Source organism: Arthrobacter ipis, assembly GCF_014694315.1.
Classification (GTDB): Bacteria; Actinomycetota; Actinomycetes; order Actinomycetales; family Micrococcaceae; genus Arthrobacter; species Arthrobacter ipis.
This window is the reverse complement of record NZ_JAAOXD010000007.1, coordinates 690,476-710,505: the sequence shown is the minus strand read 5'-3', so window position 1 is coordinate 710,505 and position 20,030 is coordinate 690,476. Positions and strand designations below refer to the sequence as shown.

The 20,030-nt window shown below is 64.3% G+C and carries 23 protein-coding genes; 15 read left to right on the top strand and 8 right to left on the bottom strand.

All coding sequences use genetic code 11. From position 1 onward, the window contains the following. Window positions 1-77: 77 nt before the first annotated feature. Genes G9E11_RS18275 through G9E11_RS18260 form a run of 4 tightly spaced genes read right to left on the bottom strand, consistent with a single transcriptional unit; the run spans window position 78 to window position 4,543 of the window. Window positions 78-1,607 (bottom strand): NAD(P)H-hydrate epimerase, encoded by a 1,530-nt coding sequence (locus tag G9E11_RS18275; protein WP_190608288.1) that lies wholly within the window; start codon window positions 1,605-1,607, stop codon window positions 78-80. 20 nt (window positions 1,608-1,627) lie between these two features. Then, window positions 1,628-1,975, bottom strand: coding sequence for a holo-ACP synthase (locus tag G9E11_RS18270; RefSeq protein ID WP_066277757.1), 348 nt, complete (start codon window positions 1,973-1,975; stop codon window positions 1,628-1,630). A 4-nt stretch (window positions 1,976-1,979) separates the two neighbouring features. Continuing rightward, window positions 1,980-3,872: a glutamine--fructose-6-phosphate transaminase (isomerizing) gene (glmS, locus tag G9E11_RS18265; protein ID WP_190608285.1), complete on the bottom strand. Its 1,893-nt coding sequence runs from the start codon at window positions 3,870-3,872 to the stop codon at window positions 1,980-1,982. A 47-nt stretch (window positions 3,873-3,919) separates the two neighbouring features. Further along, a complete protein-coding gene (locus G9E11_RS18260) occupies window positions 3,920-4,543 on the bottom strand; it encodes a signal peptidase I (protein WP_190608283.1) in 624 nt (207 codons plus the stop codon). A 146-nt stretch (window positions 4,544-4,689) separates the two neighbouring features. Here G9E11_RS18260 and coaA point away from each other — a divergent pair, with 146 nt between their 5' ends. Next, entirely contained in the window at window positions 4,690-5,655 is a 966-nt protein-coding gene (gene coaA / locus G9E11_RS18255; protein ID WP_190608281.1) for a type I pantothenate kinase, read from the top strand. Window positions 5,656-5,665: 10 nt separating this feature from the next. Here the strand turns inward: coaA and G9E11_RS21665 are convergent, their stop codons facing one another. Beyond that, window positions 5,666-6,085, bottom strand: a complete 420-nt coding sequence (locus tag G9E11_RS21665) for a hypothetical protein (RefSeq protein WP_414635206.1) — start codon at window positions 6,083-6,085, stop codon at window positions 5,666-5,668. Here G9E11_RS21665 and G9E11_RS21660 point away from each other — a divergent pair. Together G9E11_RS21660 and mscL are read left to right on the top strand one after the other, a co-directional pair. Next, the gene (locus G9E11_RS21660) at window positions 6,075-6,644 is read left to right on the top strand and encodes a M15 family metallopeptidase (protein ID WP_414635205.1); all 570 of its coding nucleotides are present in this window, start codon (window positions 6,075-6,077) and stop codon (window positions 6,642-6,644) included. The two genes, G9E11_RS21665 and G9E11_RS21660, sit on opposite strands and share 11 nt — an antisense overlap. A 35-nt stretch (window positions 6,645-6,679) precedes the next feature. Further along, window positions 6,680-7,081, top strand: coding sequence for a large conductance mechanosensitive channel protein MscL (gene mscL / locus G9E11_RS18245; protein ID WP_190608277.1), 402 nt, complete (start codon window positions 6,680-6,682; stop codon window positions 7,079-7,081). Window positions 7,082-7,186: 105 nt separating this feature from the next. Here the strand turns inward: mscL and glmM are convergent, their stop codons facing one another. The 3 genes from glmM to rplM form a co-directional block, all read right to left on the bottom strand. Further along, the gene (gene glmM, locus G9E11_RS18240; RefSeq protein ID WP_190608275.1) at window positions 7,187-8,548 is read right to left on the bottom strand and encodes a phosphoglucosamine mutase; all 1,362 of its coding nucleotides are present in this window, start codon (window positions 8,546-8,548) and stop codon (window positions 7,187-7,189) included. A gap of 195 nt (window positions 8,549-8,743) precedes the next feature. Beyond that, a complete protein-coding gene (rpsI, locus tag G9E11_RS18235) occupies window positions 8,744-9,247 on the bottom strand; it encodes a 30S ribosomal protein S9 (protein WP_190608273.1) in 504 nt (167 codons plus the stop codon). A gap of 38 nt (window positions 9,248-9,285) precedes the next feature. After that, a complete protein-coding gene (rplM, locus tag G9E11_RS18230; RefSeq protein ID WP_011692756.1) occupies window positions 9,286-9,729 on the bottom strand; it encodes a 50S ribosomal protein L13 in 444 nt (147 codons plus the stop codon). Window positions 9,730-10,036: 307 nt separating this feature from the next. On the opposite strand from rplM, the gene G9E11_RS18225 reads away from it, so the two are divergent. The 12 genes from G9E11_RS18225 (at window position 10,037) to G9E11_RS18170 (ending at window position 19,938) form a co-directional block, all read left to right on the top strand. Beyond that, window positions 10,037-10,699, top strand: a complete 663-nt coding sequence (locus G9E11_RS18225) for a prepilin peptidase (RefSeq protein ID WP_311764406.1) — start codon at window positions 10,037-10,039, stop codon at window positions 10,697-10,699. A 271-nt stretch (window positions 10,700-10,970) separates the two neighbouring features. Then, entirely contained in the window at window positions 10,971-11,198 is a 228-nt protein-coding gene (locus G9E11_RS18220) for a Flp family type IVb pilin (RefSeq protein ID WP_190608268.1), read from the top strand. Window positions 11,199-11,285: 87 nt separating this feature from the next. Next, window positions 11,286-11,675: a TadE family protein gene (locus G9E11_RS18215; RefSeq protein WP_311764405.1), complete on the top strand. Its 390-nt coding sequence runs from the start codon at window positions 11,286-11,288 to the stop codon at window positions 11,673-11,675. Next, window positions 11,663-12,679, top strand: coding sequence for a pilus assembly protein TadG-related protein (locus G9E11_RS18210; protein ID WP_190608264.1), 1,017 nt, complete (start codon window positions 11,663-11,665; stop codon window positions 12,677-12,679). The genes G9E11_RS18215 and G9E11_RS18210 overlap by 13 nt, the downstream gene beginning before the upstream one ends. A 59-nt stretch (window positions 12,680-12,738) precedes the next feature. After that, the gene (cpaB, locus tag G9E11_RS18205) at window positions 12,739-13,467 is read left to right on the top strand and encodes a Flp pilus assembly protein CpaB (protein WP_311764404.1); all 729 of its coding nucleotides are present in this window, start codon (window positions 12,739-12,741) and stop codon (window positions 13,465-13,467) included. Next, entirely contained in the window at window positions 13,464-14,669 is a 1,206-nt protein-coding gene (locus G9E11_RS18200) for a CpaE/TadZ family protein (protein ID WP_190608259.1), read from the top strand. The genes cpaB and G9E11_RS18200 overlap by 4 nt, the downstream gene beginning before the upstream one ends. Further along, a complete protein-coding gene (locus G9E11_RS18195; RefSeq protein WP_190608257.1) occupies window positions 14,666-16,156 on the top strand; it encodes a TadA family conjugal transfer-associated ATPase in 1,491 nt (496 codons plus the stop codon). Before G9E11_RS18200 ends, G9E11_RS18195 begins: the two co-directional genes overlap by 4 nt. 2 nt (window positions 16,157-16,158) lie before the next feature. Beyond that, window positions 16,159-17,103 (top strand): type II secretion system F family protein, encoded by a 945-nt coding sequence (locus G9E11_RS18190; RefSeq protein ID WP_311764403.1) that lies wholly within the window; start codon window positions 16,159-16,161, stop codon window positions 17,101-17,103. Window positions 17,104-17,119: 16 nt separating this feature from the next. Beyond that, the gene (locus G9E11_RS18185) at window positions 17,120-17,998 is read left to right on the top strand and encodes a type II secretion system F family protein (RefSeq protein ID WP_190608253.1); all 879 of its coding nucleotides are present in this window, start codon (window positions 17,120-17,122) and stop codon (window positions 17,996-17,998) included. A gap of 141 nt (window positions 17,999-18,139) precedes the next feature. Further along, on the top strand, window positions 18,140-18,475 hold the full coding sequence (locus G9E11_RS18180) for a Flp family type IVb pilin (RefSeq protein WP_246469013.1): 336 nt from the start codon (window positions 18,140-18,142) through the stop codon (window positions 18,473-18,475). A gap of 75 nt (window positions 18,476-18,550) precedes the next feature. Further along, window positions 18,551-18,925, top strand: a complete 375-nt coding sequence (locus G9E11_RS18175; protein ID WP_190608251.1) for a TadE/TadG family type IV pilus assembly protein — start codon at window positions 18,551-18,553, stop codon at window positions 18,923-18,925. Then, window positions 18,913-19,938 (top strand): pilus assembly protein TadG-related protein, encoded by a 1,026-nt coding sequence (locus G9E11_RS18170; RefSeq protein WP_190608249.1) that lies wholly within the window; start codon window positions 18,913-18,915, stop codon window positions 19,936-19,938. Before G9E11_RS18175 ends, G9E11_RS18170 begins: the two co-directional genes overlap by 13 nt. Window positions 19,939-20,030: the final 92 nt, after the last annotated feature.

Genomic DNA, 20,030 nt, shown 5'->3' with positions numbered 1-20,030 from the left:
GCAGGTCTTCACGCACGACCTGCAAGGAACTTGGTCTTACCGTAGCGGGTGGGTATGACTATTTCGTGACCCACACGCTAATTACTAAGCGTGCTGACTTTATCCCATATTTCGGGTAGGGCGTTACCAATCCGCCCCGCCGTCAGCGGGCCACCGGCTGCAGCCGAGGCTCCGGCCAGGCCGTGCAGGCTCGCCCCCGAAGCCGCAATGGCCGCCCAGCGTTCGTCCGGATCGATGCCCATCCCCCGGAAGCGTCCGACGTCGGACCCCACCTGGGCGAGCAACGCACCGATGATTCCGGCCAGCACATCACCGCTTCCGGCGGTGGCCAGCCACGGCGTTCCTTCAGACTGGCTGTAGAAATCCTGGTACGGCGATGCCACCAACGTGCTGGCGCCTTTCAGCAGCACGGTGGCCTCGGTCAGGCCGGCCGCACGGCGCACGGCGGCGAGGGTGGAGGCCTCGACGGCCTCGCGGTCAAGGTCGGCCCCGAGGCGCTGCAGCAGGGTGGCCAGCTCCCCGGCGTGCGGCGTCAGCACCACCTGCGGGGCCAGCACGTCGGGCAGCACGGGCAGGGCGCCAGCGTCGGCCACGGTGGGCAGGCCGGAATCAACGGCGTCGCGGACGCGCTGCATCTCTTCCTCGTCCTTGCCGTCCATCCCGGAGCCGACCAGCCAGCCCTGGACGTGCGTCTCCGCCACGGTGCCGGTACTGCAGACCACCTCGGGGCAGCTGTGGCGGATGAGGTCCGCTACCTCCGGCGGTCCGACGTAGCGGACCATCCCGACGCCGGCGGCAAGCGCCCCGCGGCAGGCGAGCACGGCGGCGCCGGGGTAAGCCGGGGATCCGGCCACCACACCGAGGACACCGCGCGAATACTTGTGGGCGCGCCGCGAGGGCCGTGGGAGCAGGACGGCCAGGTCGGCGGCTTCCAGGCGGCGCAGGGCGGGCCACGGGAGCGAGTCCTCGATCCCGATCCGGACCACCTCTACCCGGCCGGCGAAGTCCGCTCCCGGGTCCGCCAGCAGACCTGCCTTGGCCCCGCCGAACGTGACGGTGATGTCGGCCGGCAGAACGGGTCCGGCGGCCTCTCCCGTGTCCGCATCCACGCCGCTGGGCACGTCGCACGCCACCACGAGGCCGCGGGTGCTGGCGGCAAGCTGCGACACGAGTTCCGCCGTCGCTCCCCGGAGTCCGCCCTGGGCGCCGGTTCCGAGAAGCGCGTCAAAAACGACGTCGGCCCTGCCGGCCAGCGCTGCCAGCTCACCGGCGTTCGCGTCAGTCAGCGCCAGCACCCGGCCGCCGGCGCGCCGAAAGGCCGCCAGGCCGTCCGGGTGGGCCGTGGCGGAGGCGAGCACCGCCGTCGTCCGCATTCCCCGTCCGGCAAGGTGCGCGGCGGCGAAGAGGCCGTCGCCGCCGTTGTTGCCCTTGCCGGCCAGGACAACAACACTGGAGCCGTAAAGGCGGCGTCCGCGGCTGCGCAGCTCCGCAATGGCGGCGTTGGCCATGCCGCGGGCCGCCCGCTGCATGAGAACAGCGCCCATACCTGAATCCAGCAGGGGCTTTTCAGCCTCCCTGATCTGGGTTCCGGTGTAGGCGCTGATCATCTTGGTCAGTCGGTCCGGGGTCAGCCCTCGGCCAGGACGGTGGCCGTGGCGATGCCGCCGTCGTGACTCATGGACAAGTGCCACCGTTTGACGCCCTTGGCTTCGGCCACGGCGAGCACCGTTCCCTTGACCTGGACGGTGGGGCCGTTCTGGTCCAGCCCGATCCAGCAGTCCTGCCAGTTCATGCCGGCCGGCGCGCCGAGGACCTTGGCCACGGCCTCTTTGGCGGCAAACCGCGCGGCCAGGGAGCGGGTGTTCAGTTCCCGCTCGGCCGGCACGAACAGCCGGTCCCGGAGTCCGGGGGTGCGCTCCAGCTGCCGTCCGAAGCGCTCGATGTCCACTACGTCTACGCCGATGCCAACAATCATGCGCTTACTCTACTGTGACGCTCTTGGCCAGGTTGCGCGGCTGGTCCACGTCGTAGCCCTTGGCGGCGGCAAGTTCGCACGCGAAGATCTGCAGCGGAACGGTGGTCAGCAGCGGCATGAGCAGCGTCGGGGTTTCCGGGACGTAGAAGACGTGCTCGGCGTAGTCCCGGACCGCTTCGTCGCCTTCCTCGGCGATCACCAGGGTGCGGGCACCGCGGGCCCGGATCTCCTGGATGTTGGAGACCACCTTCGAGTGCAGCGAATCGCGGCCGCGCGGGGACGGGACCACCACGAACACCGGCTGACCCTCGTCGATCAGCGCGATCGGGCCGTGCTTGAGCTCACCGGCGGCGAAGCCCTCGGCATGGATGTACGCGATTTCCTTCAGCTTCAGCGCACCCTCGAGCGCCACCGGGTAGCCCACGTGGCGGCCCAGGAACAGCACAGACTTCTCGTCCTTCATGCTCCGGGCCAGCTCGCGCAGTTCCTCGGCCGAGTCCAGGATCTTCTGGATCTTCGCCGGGATCTTGCCCAGGTCAGCCAGCACGTCCTTGACCTGCCCGGAGAAGATGTTCCCGCGCAGCTGCGCCAGATACAGCCCCAGCAGGTACGCCGCAGTGATCTGGGCCAGGAACGCCTTGGTGGACGCCACCGCGATCTCCGGACCGGCGTGCGTGTACAGCACAGCGTCGGACTCACGCGGAATCGTCGAGCCGTTGGTGTTGCAAATGGACACCGTCTTGGCCCCCTGCTCGCGGGCGTACCGGACGGCCATCAGCGTGTCCATCGTCTCGCCGGACTGGCTGATGGAGACCACCAGGGTGTTCTCAGTGACGATCGGGTCGCGGTAACGGAACTCGTGCGCGAGCTCCACCTCCGTGGGGATCCGGCACCAGTTCTCGATCGCGTACTTCGCCACCAGGCCCGCGTACGCGGCCGTGCCGCAGGCAAGCACAATGATCTTGTCGACCTTCTTCAGCAGCTCCGGATCAATCCGCAGCTCATCCAGGGTCAGCCGGCCGTTCAGGTCCGAGCGTCCCAGCAGCGTCTGCGCCACGGCGTCGGGCTGGTCATGGATTTCCTTCTCCATGAACGAGGCGAAGCCGCCCTTCTCAGCAGAGGCCGGGTCCCAGTCAACGTGGTACTCCTTGCCCTCCGCCGGGGCGCCGAAGAAGTCAGTGATCTCCACCGTGTCAGCGGTGATCGTCACGATCTGGTCCTGGCCCAGCTCCACCGCACGGCGGGTGTAGTCAATGAACCCGGACACGTCCGAACCCAGGAAGTTCTCGCCCTCGCCCAGGCCCACCACCAGCGGGGAGTTCCGGCGCGCGGCCACGACGACGTCGGGCTGGTCAGCGTGCACCGCCAGGAGCGTGAACGCGCCCTCAAGCCGCTGGCAGGCCAGCTCCATGGCCTTGGTCAGGCCGCCGTCGGAGACGTCCCCGCCCAGCTTGTTCCGGAAAATGTCGCCCAGCAGCGCCGCGGCAACCTCGGTGTCCGTCTCCGACGCGAAGACAACACCCTTGGCCAGCAGCTCTTGCTTCAGCTCAGCAAAGTTTTCAATGATGCCGTTGTGGATCACCGCAAGCTTCCCGCCATCCGACAGATGCGGGTGGGCGTTCTGATCCGTCGGGCCACCATGCGTGGCCCACCGCGTGTGCCCAATACCGGTCAGCGAATCCGGCAACGGCCGCTCCTCCAGCTCGGCCAGCAGGTTGCTCAGCTTTCCGGACTTCTTCCGCGAGGAAATCTCCCCGTCAGCCACGACAGCGACACCGGCCGAGTCATAGCCCCGGTACTCCAGGCGGCGCAGCCCCTCAAGAACAACATCCAACGCGCCGTGCCCGGCATCAGCCCGGCCCGACGTACGGCCAACATAACCCACGATTCCACACATGGGTATAAGCCTAACCGGCTTTGCGGGGAACTCCCGCCCCGGCTACGTCACGCTTCCCGCCGTCGACGGCGGGCGGTCAGGACGATCAGCAGCGCACTCATGAGGCTCAGACCACCGGCCGCCACCGTCATCCACAAGCCGCGGTCGGCGCTGCCGACCGCCTCGGTCACGTATCCCGCGAACGGAACCGCATACCAGAGCTTTCCCTTAATCTGCCGGGCACGGACAGGGGCGGCGTCGTTGGCCTCGTGGTTGTCGCCCTTGGTGATCAGAGTCCGTTCCCCCGCCTGAACGCGGCCGAAGCCCACAATCCTGTGAGTCGTTACTTCGAAACGGTCCGGCGCGGGCTGGTAGGTAACGAGGTCGCCGAACTTCAGTTGGCTGAAGGCCACGGGTTTCACTACAAGGAAGGTGCCCGGCGGATACTTCGGGGCCATGGATTCGGTGTGCACCGTGTAGGTCCGGGATCCGGTGGCCTGCGGAACTGCGACGAGGACCAGCGCTGCCAAGGCGATAACCAGGAGCACGCTGAAGTTTGCCCAGCGTCTTGCCGCGGCGAACCGGCGCCTGCGCCGTATCTGCAGGACACGCGTGGCCGCTCCCCCACCGCGCCTGCCACCGAAGTCGCGGCCCGTCAGATGGGGCAGCTGCGGTGGAACTACCTTCCCCATGTTGAGACCCCTCGAATATGCATCGGTTCTTCCTTTTCCCTGAACGGTCCCCCGGCAGGCTCAGGAATCGGTATTGCATAGGGTCAAGACTCGCTCAAGAATGGCCGCATTTCGCTCTCGGCGCTGGTCGGGGCAGAATCTCTAGGGTGACTTTGCAACGCAACGAAGCGAACGGAGAGGGTGTTTCCCCGTTCGTGGAGCTGGACAGGCAGACGTGGTCTCGCCTTTCAGCCCAGATGGAGCAGCCCCTTAATGAAGAGGACGTACTGCGCCTTCGCGGTCTCGGCGACCCTCTCAACATCGACGAGGTGCGTGAGGTCTACCTTCCCCTGTCCCGGCTGCTTCACCTGTACGTGGAAGCCGCCGGCCAGCTCCATGCGGCCACCACCACATTCCTTGGCGAGCAGACCCAGCGCACGCCTTTCGTGATCGGCGTGGCCGGTTCCGTGGCGGTGGGCAAGTCCACCATCGCGCGCGTGCTCCGCGAGATGCTGCGGCGCTGGCCGGGCACGCCAAACGTAGAGCTCATCACCACCGACGGCTTCCTTTATCCGCTGGCCGAACTCAAGCGCCGCCAGCTGCTGGACCGCAAGGGTTTCCCGGAGTCCTACGACCGCCGCGCGCTGCTGCGCTTTGTCAGCGCAATCAAGGGTGGCGCCGAGGAAGTCCGGGCACCCTGGTACTCGCATATCACCTACGACATCGTCCCCGGCAAGGAAGTGGTGGTCCGGCGTCCGGACGTCCTCATCGTCGAAGGCCTGAACGTGCTCGCTCCCGCGCGGCCGCGGCACGACGGCCGCCAGGGGCTGGCGGTCAGCGACTTCTTCGACTTTTCCATCTACGTGGATGCCAAGACGTCACACATTGAGGAATGGTATGTGGACCGGTTCCGGAAGCTCCGTTCCACCGCGTTCGCGCAGCCGGAGTCGTACTTCCACCGCTACGCCACGCTTTCCGACTCCGAGGCCGAAGCGACTGCCCGCGACATCTGGAAGCGCATCAACGAACCGAACCTGGAAGAGAATGTGCTGCCCACCCGGGGGCGGGCCCAGCTGGTGCTCACCAAGGAAGCGGACCATTCCGTCCGCCGGATGCTGCTGAGAAAGGTCTAGCACGCATGTGCTACAACTGCCCTTCCGAGCCCACCGCGGAGGCCCGGCCTGGGGATCGGCCCAGCCGCCGCGCGGTGGCGCGGCTGTTGATGGCGGGCGCCGGCCTGTCTGCCCTGGCGGCCTGTACCCCTGGCCCTGCGCCGGAAGCTTCCGGAACCATTTCGCCGGCTTCGGGCACGGCGTCCCCGGCCGCTTCCGGTGACGCCTCTCCGGTCCCGTCCGGGTCCGGATCCGCCTCCACGGGCTCCTCTGCAAGGACCAGCGGCGCGGCCTCCCCCACAGCCCCCGCGTCCCCGGCCAGCGCATCCGCCACGTCGCCGTCCACAGCCGCACCAACCACGACGGCGGCGGCAGCCCCGCCGTCGGCCGCCTCCCGCCTGCCCAAGCAGTACTCGCTCACCGCGCCCGCTAGCCCCTGGGTGATCGTCAATAAGCACCGCCCGCTCAAGCCGGCCAACTACGTCCCGGCCGATCTGGTCCAGCCCGGCGTTGCCCTCGCCGTCACCGGCGAGGCGTCGCAGCTGAACAGCACGACGGCGGCTGCCGCAGAACGGATGTTCGCCGCGGCGGCGGCGGACGGGGTCACAATGACCCTGGCGAGCGGTTACCGTTCCTACGCGACGCAGGTGGTCACGTACAACGGCTGGGTTAGCTCCGAGGGGCGTGCGGCGGCGGACACCGCCTCGGCGCGCCCGGGCTATTCTGAACACCAGACAGGCTGGGCATTCGACATCGGCGACGGCGGCGGCGCCTGCAGCTTCCAGCCATGCTTCGCGGAGCAGTCCGCCGCCGTCTGGGCCAAGGCCAACGCGCACCGCTTCGGCTTTGTGGTGCGCTACCCGTTTATGCAGCACACCATCACCGGGTACTTTTACGAATCGTGGCACTTACGGTACGTCGGTGTGGAGGCGGCCACGGACATGCGGAAACGCGGCATCGCCACCCTGGAGCAGTATTTCGGCCTGGAAGCCGCTCCCGGCTACCGGTAGCCGGCCCGCCGAACCTGTGCGGTAGTTTGGTTGGCATGCTTACCGGATTCAAAAAGTTCATTCTCAAGGGAAACGTCATCGATCTGGCCGTGGCGGTGGTCATCGGATCGGCGTTCAGCGCCGTGGTTGATGCGCTGGTCAAGAGCGTCCTGATGCCGCTGATCTCGCTGCTGGTCGGAGAGCCGAACTTTGACGATTTCCTGGCGTTCGGCGACGTGCGGTTCGGCGTGCTGCTCACCGCGGTGGTCAACTTCCTGCTGGTTGCCTCCGCCCTTTACTTCGTCATCGTCGCCCCGATGAACCGGCTCATCGAGCACCGCAACCGCAAGCTGGGAATCGGGCAGGACGCGAAGAAGGAAGCGGCCGAGGACCCACAGATCGCCCTGCTCAAGGAGATCCGCGACGCCCTGCAGGCACAGAACCAGCCGGCGAAGTAGCGCGCCCGCCACGCGCCAAGCGAAGTGAAAAAAGCAGCCCGCCTCCGTCGGGGAGGCGGGCTGCTTCTTGCTTTTTGGGCGGAGCTTTCCGGGGCCAGGCGGAACCTAGTCGCCGACGAGTTCGAGTGCCAGTTGGGTCTTCACAACCTGGGCGAGGCGCTCGGCGATGAGCTGGGCTGTCTGCTGTTCGCCGGCCTCCACCATGACGCGCACAACGGGCTCCGTGCCAGAGGGGCGCAGGAGCACCCGGCCTGTGTCCCCCAGTTCGGTCTCAGCTGCCTGCACGGCTGCCGCCAGGATTGCGTCACCCTTTACCCGGTTCCTATCCACATCCTTCACGTTGATCAGGACCTGGGGCAGTTTGGTCATGACCGTCGCGAGTTCCTTCAGCGGGCGGCCGGTCAGGGCCACCTGCGCGGCCAACTGCAGGCCGGTCAGCACGCCGTCGCCCGTGGTGGCGTAGTCGGCGAGAATCACATGGCCGGACTGTTCGCCGCCCAGGTTGTAGCCGCCGTCGCGCATTTGTTCCAGCACGTATCTGTCCCCCACGCCCGTTTCCCGGATGGCGATGCCAGCGTCGCGGAGTGCGATCTTGAGGCCGAGGTTACTCATCACGGTGGCCACGAGGACGTCGTCCTTGAGCTTGCCGGCCTTCTTCAGCGCGACGGCGAGGATAGCCATGATCTGGTCGCCGTCCACCTCGTTGCCCTCGTGATCCACGGCCAGGCAGCGGTCGGCGTCGCCGTCGTGGGCGATGCCGAGGTTGGCGCCGTGCTCCACCACGGCGGCCTTGAGCGGGCCAAGGTGCGTGGAGCCGACCCCTTCGTTGATGTTCAGGCCGTCCGGTTCGGCGCCAATCACAATCACGTCAGCGCCCGCATCCTTGAAGACCTGGGGGGAACAGCCGCTGGCGGCACCGTGTGCGCAGTCCAGTACCACTTTGATGCCATTGAGGTTGTGCGGGAGGGTTCCCAGGAGGTGGACGATGTACCGGTCCTCGGCGTCGGAGAAGCGCTGGATGCGGCCCACCTCCCCGCCCACGGGGCGGAAAGGCTCCTTGCCCATCTGGGCCTCGATGGCGTCCTCCACCTCGTCGGGGAGCTTCTGGCCGCCGCGGGCGAAGAACTTGATCCCGTTGTCGGGAGCCGGATTGTGCGAGGCGGAGATCATGACGCCGAAGTCCGCCTTCAGGTCTGCCACAAGGTAGGCGGCCGCGGGAGTGGGCAGGACACCGGCGTCGTAGACGTCGATGCCGGAGCTGGAAAGCCCGGCCTCGACGGCCGCGGCGATGAACTCGCCGCTGGCACGGGGGTCCCTCGCCACTACGGCGCGCGGGCGTGCACCTTCGCTGGTGCGTTCATGGCCAAGCACGACGGCGGCGGCCTGGGCCAGCTGCAATGCGAGCTCGGCTGTCAGCAGGCCATTCGCCAGGCCACGGACACCGTCTGTTCCAAATAATGTAGACATCGCGTCCAAGTTTAGACGATTCAGGCGCCCGCCCCTGCCTTGGACCCGGTCTGGACGGCGTCATCTGACGGCGTCGGGAACGTTTTCCCTGTTCACCGGGGACCATGTCCCGTAACTCTGGTTAACGGCAGAAGCCCGCCCCGCCACATGGCGGAACGGGCTTCTGATCGAGGCGGAACGCCCCGGCAAGCGGATTTAGCGCTTGGAGTACTGCTGAGCCTTGCGTGCCTTCTTGAGACCGGCCTTCTTACGCTCGATGACGCGGGCGTCACGGGTGAGGTAGCCGGCCTTCTTCAGGGTGGCGCGGTTGTTCTCGACGTCGATCTCGTTCAGCGAACGGGCGATGCCGAGGCGCAGTGCACCGGCCTGGCCGGAGGGGCCACCGCCGTGGATGCGGGCAATGACGTCGTAGGCGCCTTCGAGATCGAGGATCTTGAAGGGCTCGTTGACGTCCTGCTGGTGCAGCTTGTTCGGGAAGTAGTTATCGAGCTCGCGGCCGTTGATGGTCCACTTGCCGGAGCCCGGCACGACGCGAACGCGTGCAACGGCTTCCTTGCGGCGGCCAACAGCTGCGCCGGCAACGGTCAGTGCCGGGCGCTCCTTCTTCGGGGCGGCTTCGGTAGCGCCGCTTTCCGAGGTGTAGCTGGTCAGGTTTTCCTCAGCCTCAACGGCTTCGGTGGTCTCTTCGTTCTGAGCCACGGTTCTCCTTGTATAGATAAGTTAGTTGGTGGCCAGGACTACTGGGCGACCTGGGAAATTTCGAAAGTCTTGGGCTGCTGGGCGGCGTGCGGGTGCTCTGCACCGCGGTAGACCTTCAGCTTGCCCAGCTGCTGTGCAGCGAGGGAGTTCTTCGGGAGCATGCCCTTGATGGCCTTCTCAACGGCGCGGACCGGGTTGGATTCCAGCAGCTCCGCGTAGTTGACGGAGGTCAGGCCGCCCGGGTAACCGGAGTGGCGGTATGCGCGCTTCTGCTCCAGCTTGGCGCCGGTGAGGGCAACCTTTTCAGCGTTGATGATGATGACGAAGTCGCCCATGTCCATGTGGGGCGCGAAAGTGGCCTTGTGCTTGCCGCGCAGCAGGATTGCGGTCTGGCTGGCAAGACGACCAAGGACAACGTCGGTGGCGTCAATGACGTGCCACTGGCGGTTGATATCGCCGGGCTTCGGGGTGTACGTACGCACGGTGTTTGCCTCGTTCTTGTTCTGGCGTTCTTGTTTAGGTGTCACGTAAGGGTGTGCACCTACTATCTATGCGCTACCGGAACAGAGGTGAGGGCTCTATGAATCCAGTGGTCCTGGAGTCCCGAATGTGCCCGAGGAGTAGCTATCCTGCAACCGGATTCTCAGCGGGCACGCATCATCGAGATAGGACACGCACAACGACTACCAAGAATAGCGCCAACCGGACGCCCGGGTCAAAATGGGGTATCCGGTGGCGGGGGTCGAGGAGTCCTGCGCCAGCGCCGGGCCCTTCCACCCAGGAGTGCACGTGACTTCAGCAGGTATCGCCAGCGCCGGGCCGCTCTTCGCCTTGGTCATGGGGCTCCTTGGCATTTTACTGAGCCTGCTTGCGGATCTCCTCATCGCCCGCACCCTCCCCCGCCTTGGCGGGCTTCCGGGCGTACGGACAAGAATTACGACGGCGGCACTCACCGGAGTGCTCTTCGGCGCCCTTGGTCTGCGGCTGGGAATGGAGTGGACACTGCCGGCCTACCTGGCGCTGGCCGTCGTCGGCGTGCAGCTGGCCCGAATAGATGTGGCCCACCACCTGCTGCCGAATCCCCTCGTGCTCACACTGCTGGTGGCCGGCCTGGCGCTCCTCTTTCTGTGCAGCTTCGCCACGGCAGAGTGGGCCGAACTGCTCCGCGCGGCCGCTGGGGCGGCCATCCTGTTCGTCATTTTCCTGATTCTGGCCCTGATCTCGCCAAACGGCATCGGCATGGGTGATGTCAAGCTTGCCGCCCCAGTGGGCCTCTACTTGGGCTACTTGGGCTGGAGCCAGCTGTTCTACGGCGGGGCGCTTGGATTTGTTCTAGGCGGGATTTTATCCGTCGTTTTGATTAGGCTGAAACGCGCCAATTTGGGTTCGGAAATTGCCTTTGGCCCCTCGATGCTGGCCGCTGCGCTGGCCACTGTGTTATTGGCATCCTAAAGACCGGTATTTGTGGTGAAACGTTGAATTTCCTGCAATAACCTTGATGATTTCTTGAGATTCCAAGTAGCCCTGTGCTTGCAGTTTTCCTAGTGTGAGTACTTGCTTGGGGGGAATACTTATTTTCTTGAGGGGAAAGTCGGGTAGAGCTACGCCTTGTTGTGCGCATGTTTTCCGGTGGATTCTTTAGCTATCGAAGCACCAGCCCTTTCGCGGTATGGGGGAGGCTGGAATTCGAAAGCATTTATTCCATCGAACCTAAGGAAAAACAATGTCTACTCTCATGGTCTCGGTTCTTGCCTTCGTTTCCGGAATCAAGGACCGACTGGAATCAGAAAAAGGCGCCACCGCAACCGAATACTCGCTGCTCATTGCATTTATTGCGTTCGCCGTCATCGGTGGCGTCACGATCTTCGGCAACAACCTGTCGCTGTGGTTCAACGAACTCGGCGGCACCGTCGCCGGCTGGTCCAATGGAGCCGGTGTGGCTACCCCATAGTCCATCCGTCCAGTGGGGGTGTGTCGCGTCTACATGGATGGACGCTACGCACCCCCAATCCGGCGGCGTTACTCGCGGAGGGGTCAAGTGAAACGCAAAAGTCTACGCTCCACAACAGGAGAGCGCGGTGCAGCGGCTGTCGAATTCGCCCTGGTCGCTCCCGTCCTTTTGGCGCTGGTGGCCGGCATTGTCGAGTTCTCGTATGCCTATAACCTGCAGATTTCCGTCACTCAAGCTGCCCGGGAGGCTGCCAGGGAGATGGCCATCGAGGACGATCAGGGCACAGCAGCCCTTGCCGCAACCGCCGGCGCGCCCGGCCTGAACGGCGCCGATTTTGAGTACGCCTTCTCCCCCGGATCGTGCACGGCCGGCGAGAACATGACCGTCACCATCACCTACCCCGTTCCAACACTGACGGGCATCTTCGGCAGCACCGTGATGGTCACCGGGACAGGAGCCATGCGATGCGAAGGCTAAAGGCTAAACCCTCGGAGGCCGAGCGGGGTGCAGTGGGTGTCCTGGTGGCCGTCATGATGCTCGTGATCATCGGCGCCGGCGCCCTGGCCGTGGATGTTGGTCAGATCTATTCCGAGCGGGCCCAGCTCCAGAACGGCGCGGACGCCAGCGCCCTAGGGGTCGCCCAAGCCTGCCACAAGACAGGCTGCACTCAGGCCGAGGCCCAGGCATTTGCCGACGCACTGGCCTCCGGAAACGCCAACGACGGAGATGCGAACGTCTCCGAAGTTGACCTTTCCGTGGCGGACCAGGTGACGGTCCAGACCACTACGAAGAACGGCAGCAGCAGCGTGCTCGCAAAGCTCTTCGCCAGCGCCCTAACCGCACCGGCAGTCAGCGTGGGTGCTCATGCCACTGCATCCATTGAGGTTCCTGGATCAGGAGGGGGCTTCCCGCTGGCCCTGTCCGAATGCCAGTACGACCTCACCGACGCAGTGGAAACGGGCATCCTTCAACAGATCCGTTACAAGCCTGGAATGGCTGACTGCACGTCGACGTCCGGGCATGCGATTCCCGGCGGGTTCGGCTGGCTGGACCAGAACGGCGGTCCGTGCCGGGCCACCACCGATGTTGAAGATAACGCCGCCTATGATCCTGGCGCGGACTACCCCAGCAAGCCGGCCGAAAACTGCGATTCGGTCCTCCAGGGCTGGATCAACACCATCCAGGCCGGCGACGAAGTACTCGGCGTTTTCCCGGTGTTCGACAATGCCGGCAAGGACAAGGGAAAGGGCTGGTTCCACATCAGGGGCTACGCCACATTTCAAATGGTCGGCTGGAAATTTGGCGGCGGCTCCACGAGCCCTCGGACGTACAACAATTCACCCACTCCGGCTACCGCCTGCGTGGATCCTTGCCGAGGCATCATCGGCGAATTCAAGAAGTATGAGTCCATTGATGCATTCGAAGGAAACTCAGACTCGGGAGACGATCTTGGAACCGTCTTTATTCGCCTCACCAACTAATCACTCTGTAGGGGGATAAAATGAAAACTCGCCTTGTAGGAGGAATTGCCGCTTTATTGGTGGCAATTATTGGAACCGTCCTGCTGGTCAATTATGTGCAGAATGCGGATAAACGCGCCCTCGCGGACACGGAAACCGAATCTGTCTACGTAGTGGAGAAAACCATCGCGGCCGGCACCGGCATCAGTAAGGCGGCAGGCGCCGTAGTCCGGAAAGACGTACCAAAGCTGGCTGTGGCTGCGGGAGCCGTGACGGACCTAAACCAGGTAGGCCAAAAGGTAGCCGCCGTGGACCTGATGCCGGGCGAGCAGCTCCTCACCACGCGGATGGTGGGCGCCGATTCCATCCTCGGGCCAGCCCGCGTCCAAGTTCCTGCGGGCATGCAGGAGATCACCCTCAAGCTGCCGATCGAACGGGTAGTGGGCGGCACCCTGACGGCCGGGGACACCGTGGGCGTCTTCCTTTCCGTCGACGACTCTGCGGCGAAGTCCGGCGGAACGCAACTGACATTTCATAAGGTTTTGGTCACGGCGGCGCAGTTCAGCAACGGCAGCACAGCCACGTCCCAGGAGACCACGGCCGAGCAGGATTCAACGAAGGGCGCCCTCAACTCAAAGAAGTCCGCGTCGTCGAATGGCACCTATCTCATCACCTTGGCCCGCAACTCCGCCGACGCCGAGCGGATTGTCTTCACCACCGAGTTTGGAAGCGTGTATCTCTCAAAGGAACCAGCGAACGCTGTGGAGGGTACTTCAGGCGTAGTGAACACCGGAAGGTTGTTCCGATGAGCCGCTTTGTCCTCATCACCCCAAACGCCGACTTCGAGCGCCGCATCCAGCTGGCCGTGTCTGGCATGCACGGCTCGCTGCGAGTGTTCCAGGCGGACTACCTGCCCGAAAGCCCGCAGGACTTCCTGCGGCAGCTTGTCGGCGAACCTCCTGAGGTGCTGATCCTCGGACCCGGCCTGCCGGTTGACGGCTCCCTGAAACTGGCATCGGTCATGGACCTTCAGTACCCGGAGATCAGCGTAGTGCTGGTGGTTGAGGAGACCACGGAAGTTGTTCTCCAGGCCATGCGCTCAGGCGTACGCGACCTGCTCGATCCTGCCGCGGCCCCTGACGCCATCCGTGTCCTGCTGGAGCGTGCGAGCCTCGCGGCGGCAGGCCGCCGTCGTGGTTTGGCCCCTGGGGCGTCAGAGCACGCCGACCAGGGCGCGGGCGGGCGGGTCATCGCTGTCATGTCCCCCAAAGGCGGGGTGGGCAAGACCACTGTGGCAACCAATCTCGCCGTCGGCCTGGGCAAGTCCGCCCCGATGAGCGTAGTGATCGTGGATCTGGACCTCCAGTTCGGCGATGTTGCCAGCGGGTTGATGCTGGACCCTAAACACACCATCACCGACGCCGTGGTGGGCGCGGCGGGCCAGGATTCCATGGTCCTCAAGACCTACCTGACCGTCCACCCCGCCGGAATCTATGCCCTGTGTGCCCCCAGGAATCCGATCGAGATGGACAGGATTTCCGGTGAACAGGTCACACGTCTCCTCAACCAGCTGCGCGAGGAATTCCACTACATCGTGGTGGACACGGCACCGGGGCTGGGCGAGCACGTCCTGGCAACGCTGGAGCAAGCCACGGACGCCGTCTGGATCTGCGGAATGGACATTCCCAGCATTCGCGGCCTCCGGACAGGATTCCAGATCCTGTCCGAGCTCGGCCTCGTCCCGGAGAAACGGCACGTTGTGCTGAACATGACGGACCGGCGGGCTGGCCTGACGCTGCAAGACATCGAGGCAACCATCGGTGCCCCCGTGGATGTTGCCCTCCCCCGTTCCAGGACCCTGCCCTTCTCCACGAACACGGGAGTACCGATCCTGCAGGACGGCAGCCGGGACACGGCCGGCAAGGGGCTCCGCCAGTTGGTGGAGCGGTTCAAACCGAACTGGGAAGAAAGACCTCACAAGAAGCTGCACAGAAGGGCGGTAGTCCAGTGAACCTCACAGACCGGTTCCAGAACCTCCGGGGGGAGGCCAAACCCGACCCCGGGAAGCCACAGGCCGCCGACGTCTTCAAGCCCAAACCGGCTGCCACAACGCTCGGCAGGAAGCATGAGGAGCAGGCGGCGGGCTCGGCGGCGAGCGCCACCGCAGCTTTGGAGATGCCAGCCGTTGCTTCCATTGCCAGCGAAGCCCTGAATGCGCTGAAGGAACGGGCAACCCAAACGCTCTTTGAACGGCTGGGTTCACGCCTCACCGACTCCGCCCTCGAGGACGAGGAGCTGCACCAGTTTGTCCGCGATGAACTTAAAGCTGTCGTGGACGAGGAGCAGGTTCCACTGTCGGGTCCCGAGAGGCAGCGGCTCATCCGGGACATCATCCACGACGTCCTCGGCCACGGCCCCATCCAGCGGTTCCTAGATGACCCGTCCATTACCGAGGTCATGGTGAACCGCTATGACCAGGTCTATGTGGAACGTCAGGGCCGCATTTTCCCCACGGACACGAAGTTCAGTTCGGATGAATCGTTGCGCCGGGTGATCGACCGGATCGTGTCCAAGGTGGGCCGCCGCATCGATGAGTCCTCCCCGCTTGTGGATGCACGGCTTGCGGACGGCTCGCGCGTCAATGCCATCATTCCGCCGCTGGCCGTCAACGGACCGGCCCTGACCATCCGGAAGTTTGGCAGGGACGCACTGACAGTCCATGACCTAGTGTCCTTGGGAAGCCTCTCCCCCGAGATGGCAGAGCTCCTGAACGCCTGCGTCGTGGCCCGGATGAACATCATCGTTTCCGGCGGCACCGGCACGGGCAAGACCACCCTCCTGAATGTGCTGTCGGGCTTCATCCCGCCGGAGGACAGGATCGTGACCATCGAAGACGCCGTTGAACTCCAGCTCCAGCAGGATCACGTCATCCGGCTGGAAAGCCGCCCGCAGAACATCGAGGGCAAAGGTGAGGTGTCCATAAGGGACCTGGTCCGGAACTCGCTCCGTATGAGGCCGGACAGGATTGTGGTGGGCGAGGTCCGCGGCGGCGAATGCCTCGACATGCTGCAGGCCATGAACACCGGCCACGACGGTTCCATCTCCACCGTGCACGCCAACTCGCCGCGGGACGCCATCGCCCGCCTTGAAACTCTGGTGCTGATGGCCGGCATGGACCTTCCGCTCCGGGCAGTGCGCGAACAGCTGGCCTCCGCGGTCAACCTGATCGTCCACATCACCAGGATGCGTGACGGCTCCCGCCGCGTCACCCACGTCACGGAGGTGCAGGGCATGGAGGGCGACACTGTCACCCTCCAGGACGCCTTCGTGTTCGACTACTCGGCGGGCCTGGACGCCAACGGCCGCTTCCTAGGGAAGCCGGTGCCGACGGGCGTCCGGCCACGGTTTACGGAGCGTTTCGCCGAGCTCGGCATCGAGATCTCGCCTGCCGTGTTCGGGGCATCCCTCCCCGGCGTTGCGCCGGCAAGGGGGCGGTGACGGTGGCAGGCGACTCCGGCGTTTTCGTGGTGGCGCTGGTACTGCTATACCTCGCGCTCTTCCTGGTCTTCGGCGTGGCCCTCAGGCCACATTCGGGCATTCCGCTGTCCCGCCGCCGGCCCGACGTCCCAGCCCAGACCTCATCGCTGACCAGGCTCACCGACCAGGCCGTGGGGGTGCTGAACAAGGGCCTCAGGAAGCGGGGACCTGGCCTGCTCAGCCAGGAGCGGCTGGATGAGTGCGGCCTCAAGAAGGAACCGGGCGACTACCTGATCATGGCGGGGGTCATAACCCTGACGGCCGCCGTCGTCGGTTTCTTCCTCGGCGGCCTTTTCGCCGCTGTCCTCCTGGCTCTGCTATCCCCGCTGGGACTGCACCTGCTGCTAAACGCCCTGGCGGGGCGCCGCCGTCGGCAGTTCGACCAGCAGGTACCGGACACGCTGCAGATGTTTTCCGGCGGCCTGAGGGCCGGGCACAGCCTGCTTCGGGCTGTGGACGCGGCCGGGCAGGAGGGTCAGCCGCCGATGTCGGAGGAACTGGGCCGGATCGTCAATGAGACCAGGATCGGGCGCGACCTCGGCGAATCGCTGGCGGACGTGGCCACGCGGACGCAGAGCGAGGATTTTCACTCCATCTCGCAGGCCATAGAGATCCACCGGGAGGTGGGCGGGGATCTGGCGGAGGTGCTGGACCACTTGGGCGATACCGTCCGCGACCGCAACCAGGTGCGCGGCCAGATCCGGGCGCTGAGTGCTGAGGGCCGGATGTCGGCGATCGTCCTCATGGCCCTGCCAGTTGTGATGTTCATCGGACTGACGCTGTTCAACGAGATGTACTCCCGCACCTTCACCAGCACCCTGCCCGGTTACCTCATGATCGCCGCGGCAGTCGTGCTGCTCACCGCCGGCGGCTTCTGGCTCAGCCGGATTGTCAAACCCAAGTTTTAGAAAGAAGGTGGTCAATATGCAGCCTGTGGCTTATGCGGCGATTCTGGCGGTAGTCGCACCTGTGACTGTCGTGACGTGGTTTGTCTTCACCGGTGACCGGGCGGGGCTTCGCAATATCCAGGCAAACCTTGGCCGTGTGTCCAAAGCTAAGGGTCCCGCGCTGAGCGTCAACGAGAAACTGATGCTGGCCAGCCAGCGCATCATGCCGAAGGGCTATGGCGCGTGGCTGGACCGGCAACTCGCGGGCGCTGGCCGGCCCAAGGACTGGCCCTTGGCCCGGCTCATCCTGGTCAAGCCGCTGCTTGCCTTCGGAGGCGCCGTCCCCGGGTACCTGTTCTTTGCCGGCAGCCCGTCGGCCCAGCGGTTCCTGATCCTGTTGGGTGTGACGGCGCTCTGCTACTTCACTCCCGACCTGCTGGTGCGCAACCGGGCGCAGAAGCGGCGGGAGGCCATCCAACTGGACCTGCCGGTCACTCTGGACCACATGCTGATCTCAGTCCAGGCCGGCCTCGGGTTCGAAGCGGCGATGGGACGCGCCGGCAGCAGCGGCAACGGTCCAATGGCCGAAGAGCTGATTCGCACGCTCCAGGACATCCAAGTGGGCCGGTCTCGGAAGGACGCCTACCTCGCGATGGCAGAGCGCGTGGATGTGCCGGACGTCCGCAGCTTCATCCGGGCCGTGGTCCAGGCGGACGCGTACGGCGTTGCCATCGCCGGCGTCCTCAAGACCCAGGCCGAGGACATGCGGATCAAACGGAAACAGCGCGCCGAGGAACACGCCATGAAGATGCCGGTGAAGATGCTGTTCCCGCTGATCTTCTTCATCCTGCCCACGCTGTTCATCGTGGTCCTTGGTCCGACCGTGATGAGCATTATTTCGATGTTTGCGGGGTAGGTTTCGCTTCTCGGGGGCCCTTCGGTTCGTGGAACCGGAGGGTCCTTTTGCGCGATTACGCCTCCAAGGAGGCACACCATATCCGCATGAATACCGCAGGATCTGTACAGCAAACGCAGTAACAACAACGTTCGGCAAGGCTTGTCACAGGAAGCTGCAAGTTCCATATTTTGGGCGAATTGGCTTGCTAACTTTTTTGCAGAGCTGGTGATGGACCAGCTTCCCAACACTCGCTCAGGAGTAAAAATGCTGGCTTTCTTCTCTAACGCTGCTGCCAAGGTCCGTCGCGACGAAAAAGGCGCGACCGCTGTCGAATACGGCATCATGGTCGCCCTCATCGCCGTCGTCATCATCGTCGCCGTGACCTTCCTCAGTGGTGGTCTTTCCAAGACCTTTAATGAAGTTTCTTGCAAGGTGCAGGGCAAAACCACCTACGTGGCGCCTGTCGCTCCTGCTACAACGGGTACCTGCAGCTAAGCATCGTTCGCTGGCAGTGGGTGGTACAGGTCCTTGGCTTTCGCCACCCACTACCGACGTTAGGAAGGCACCTCGATGGACAAGGCCTCCGAACGTGGAGCAGTGGCCGTTGAACTGGCCCTTCTGGCCCCTGTCCTGGTCATGATCTTGCTCGGAATCATGGAATTCGGACGGGCCTACAACGTGCAAACCACATTGACCAACGCCGCCCGTGAAAGCGTGCGGTCGATGGCCATAAACAATAGCCTGACCACCGCACGTACCGCGGCGAAAAACGCTGCAACGCAACTGAACCCGACCTTGGCCGACGGCAACATCGCATTCAGCGCCGCCGATTGTACGGTCGGGTCACAGATGACAGTCATCGTGAGCTACAACCTCAGCACGCTGACGGGGATCGCCGGCCCGTTTGCGATGACAGGGAAAGGCACCATGCTTTGCGGCGGCTAAGGGTTTCTTCTGATGAGGAGCGCGGCGCAATTGCCGTCATCGTCGCAGTTCTGATGGTAGTGATGCTCGGGTTCGCTGCGATCGCTATTGACGTTGCAAAGCTTTACTCCGAACGCGCCCAGCTCCAGAACGGCTCTGATGCTACCGCTTTGATGGTGGCTCAAAAATGCGCCAAGAACGAGGCGGATACCAACTGCTCCGCAACGGCGCCAATGGCAGCAGACCTGGCCAATAAGAATGCGCTGGATGGACTTAGCAATATCAAGTCCATAGCCCTCGACAAACCCAACCGCACTGTCCAAGTGACGGCCGGGGCAAAAGAAGCTGGAAGTACCACGAACAGCGTCTCCCTTTTCTTTGCCGCAGTCCTCGGAATCCCCAGCTCCGAAGTAGCGGCCACGTCCGGGGTACGCTGGGGAAGTCCTGTCGAGGGCACCACACCCTTCCCCCTGGCATTTTCGGTTTGCCAGGTTTCAGGCATGGTGGACGGTGCAACCCAGTTGCTGCAGATCCACACTTCCAACGAGAACACTGATTGCAGCCTTGGCCCTGCCGGAAAGACAGTACCCGGTGGCTTTGCTTGGATCGTTCAGAGCACAGACCAGTGCGGCGGCTTTGTTAACCTGACTGTCAACCAGAGTGGTAGCGACACCGGTAACGATGGTCCCTCGAACTGCGGTGCGATCCTGAATAAATGGGCGGCTGAACTTGGCGCAGGCAAATCTGTCACCGTCTTGCTCCCGGTTTATGAGGACGTCTACGGCACCGGCTCCGGGGCCTCCTACGACTTGGTGGCCTTCGCCTCTTTCAGCGTCCAGGGATGGGCCTTCAGCGGTGCCGATAAGCTCCCGTTGGTCTACAACAACGCCTCATCATCCGACAAGAACCTGCAGTGTAAAGGTGACTGCCGCGGCATCATCGGCAATTTCGTCAGTTACGTCTCCTTGGCGGACGGCTACAAGCTTGGCCCCGTCAGCCCCTACGGCGCCGCTGTCGTCGAACTAACCAGCTAAGCATTGCAATTTGGTGATTCAAAACCCCTCAGGAGCAGTTCGTGAAGTCTCGGTTGTTGGCAGGAGCCGCAGCAGTAGTCCTGGCCCTCGTG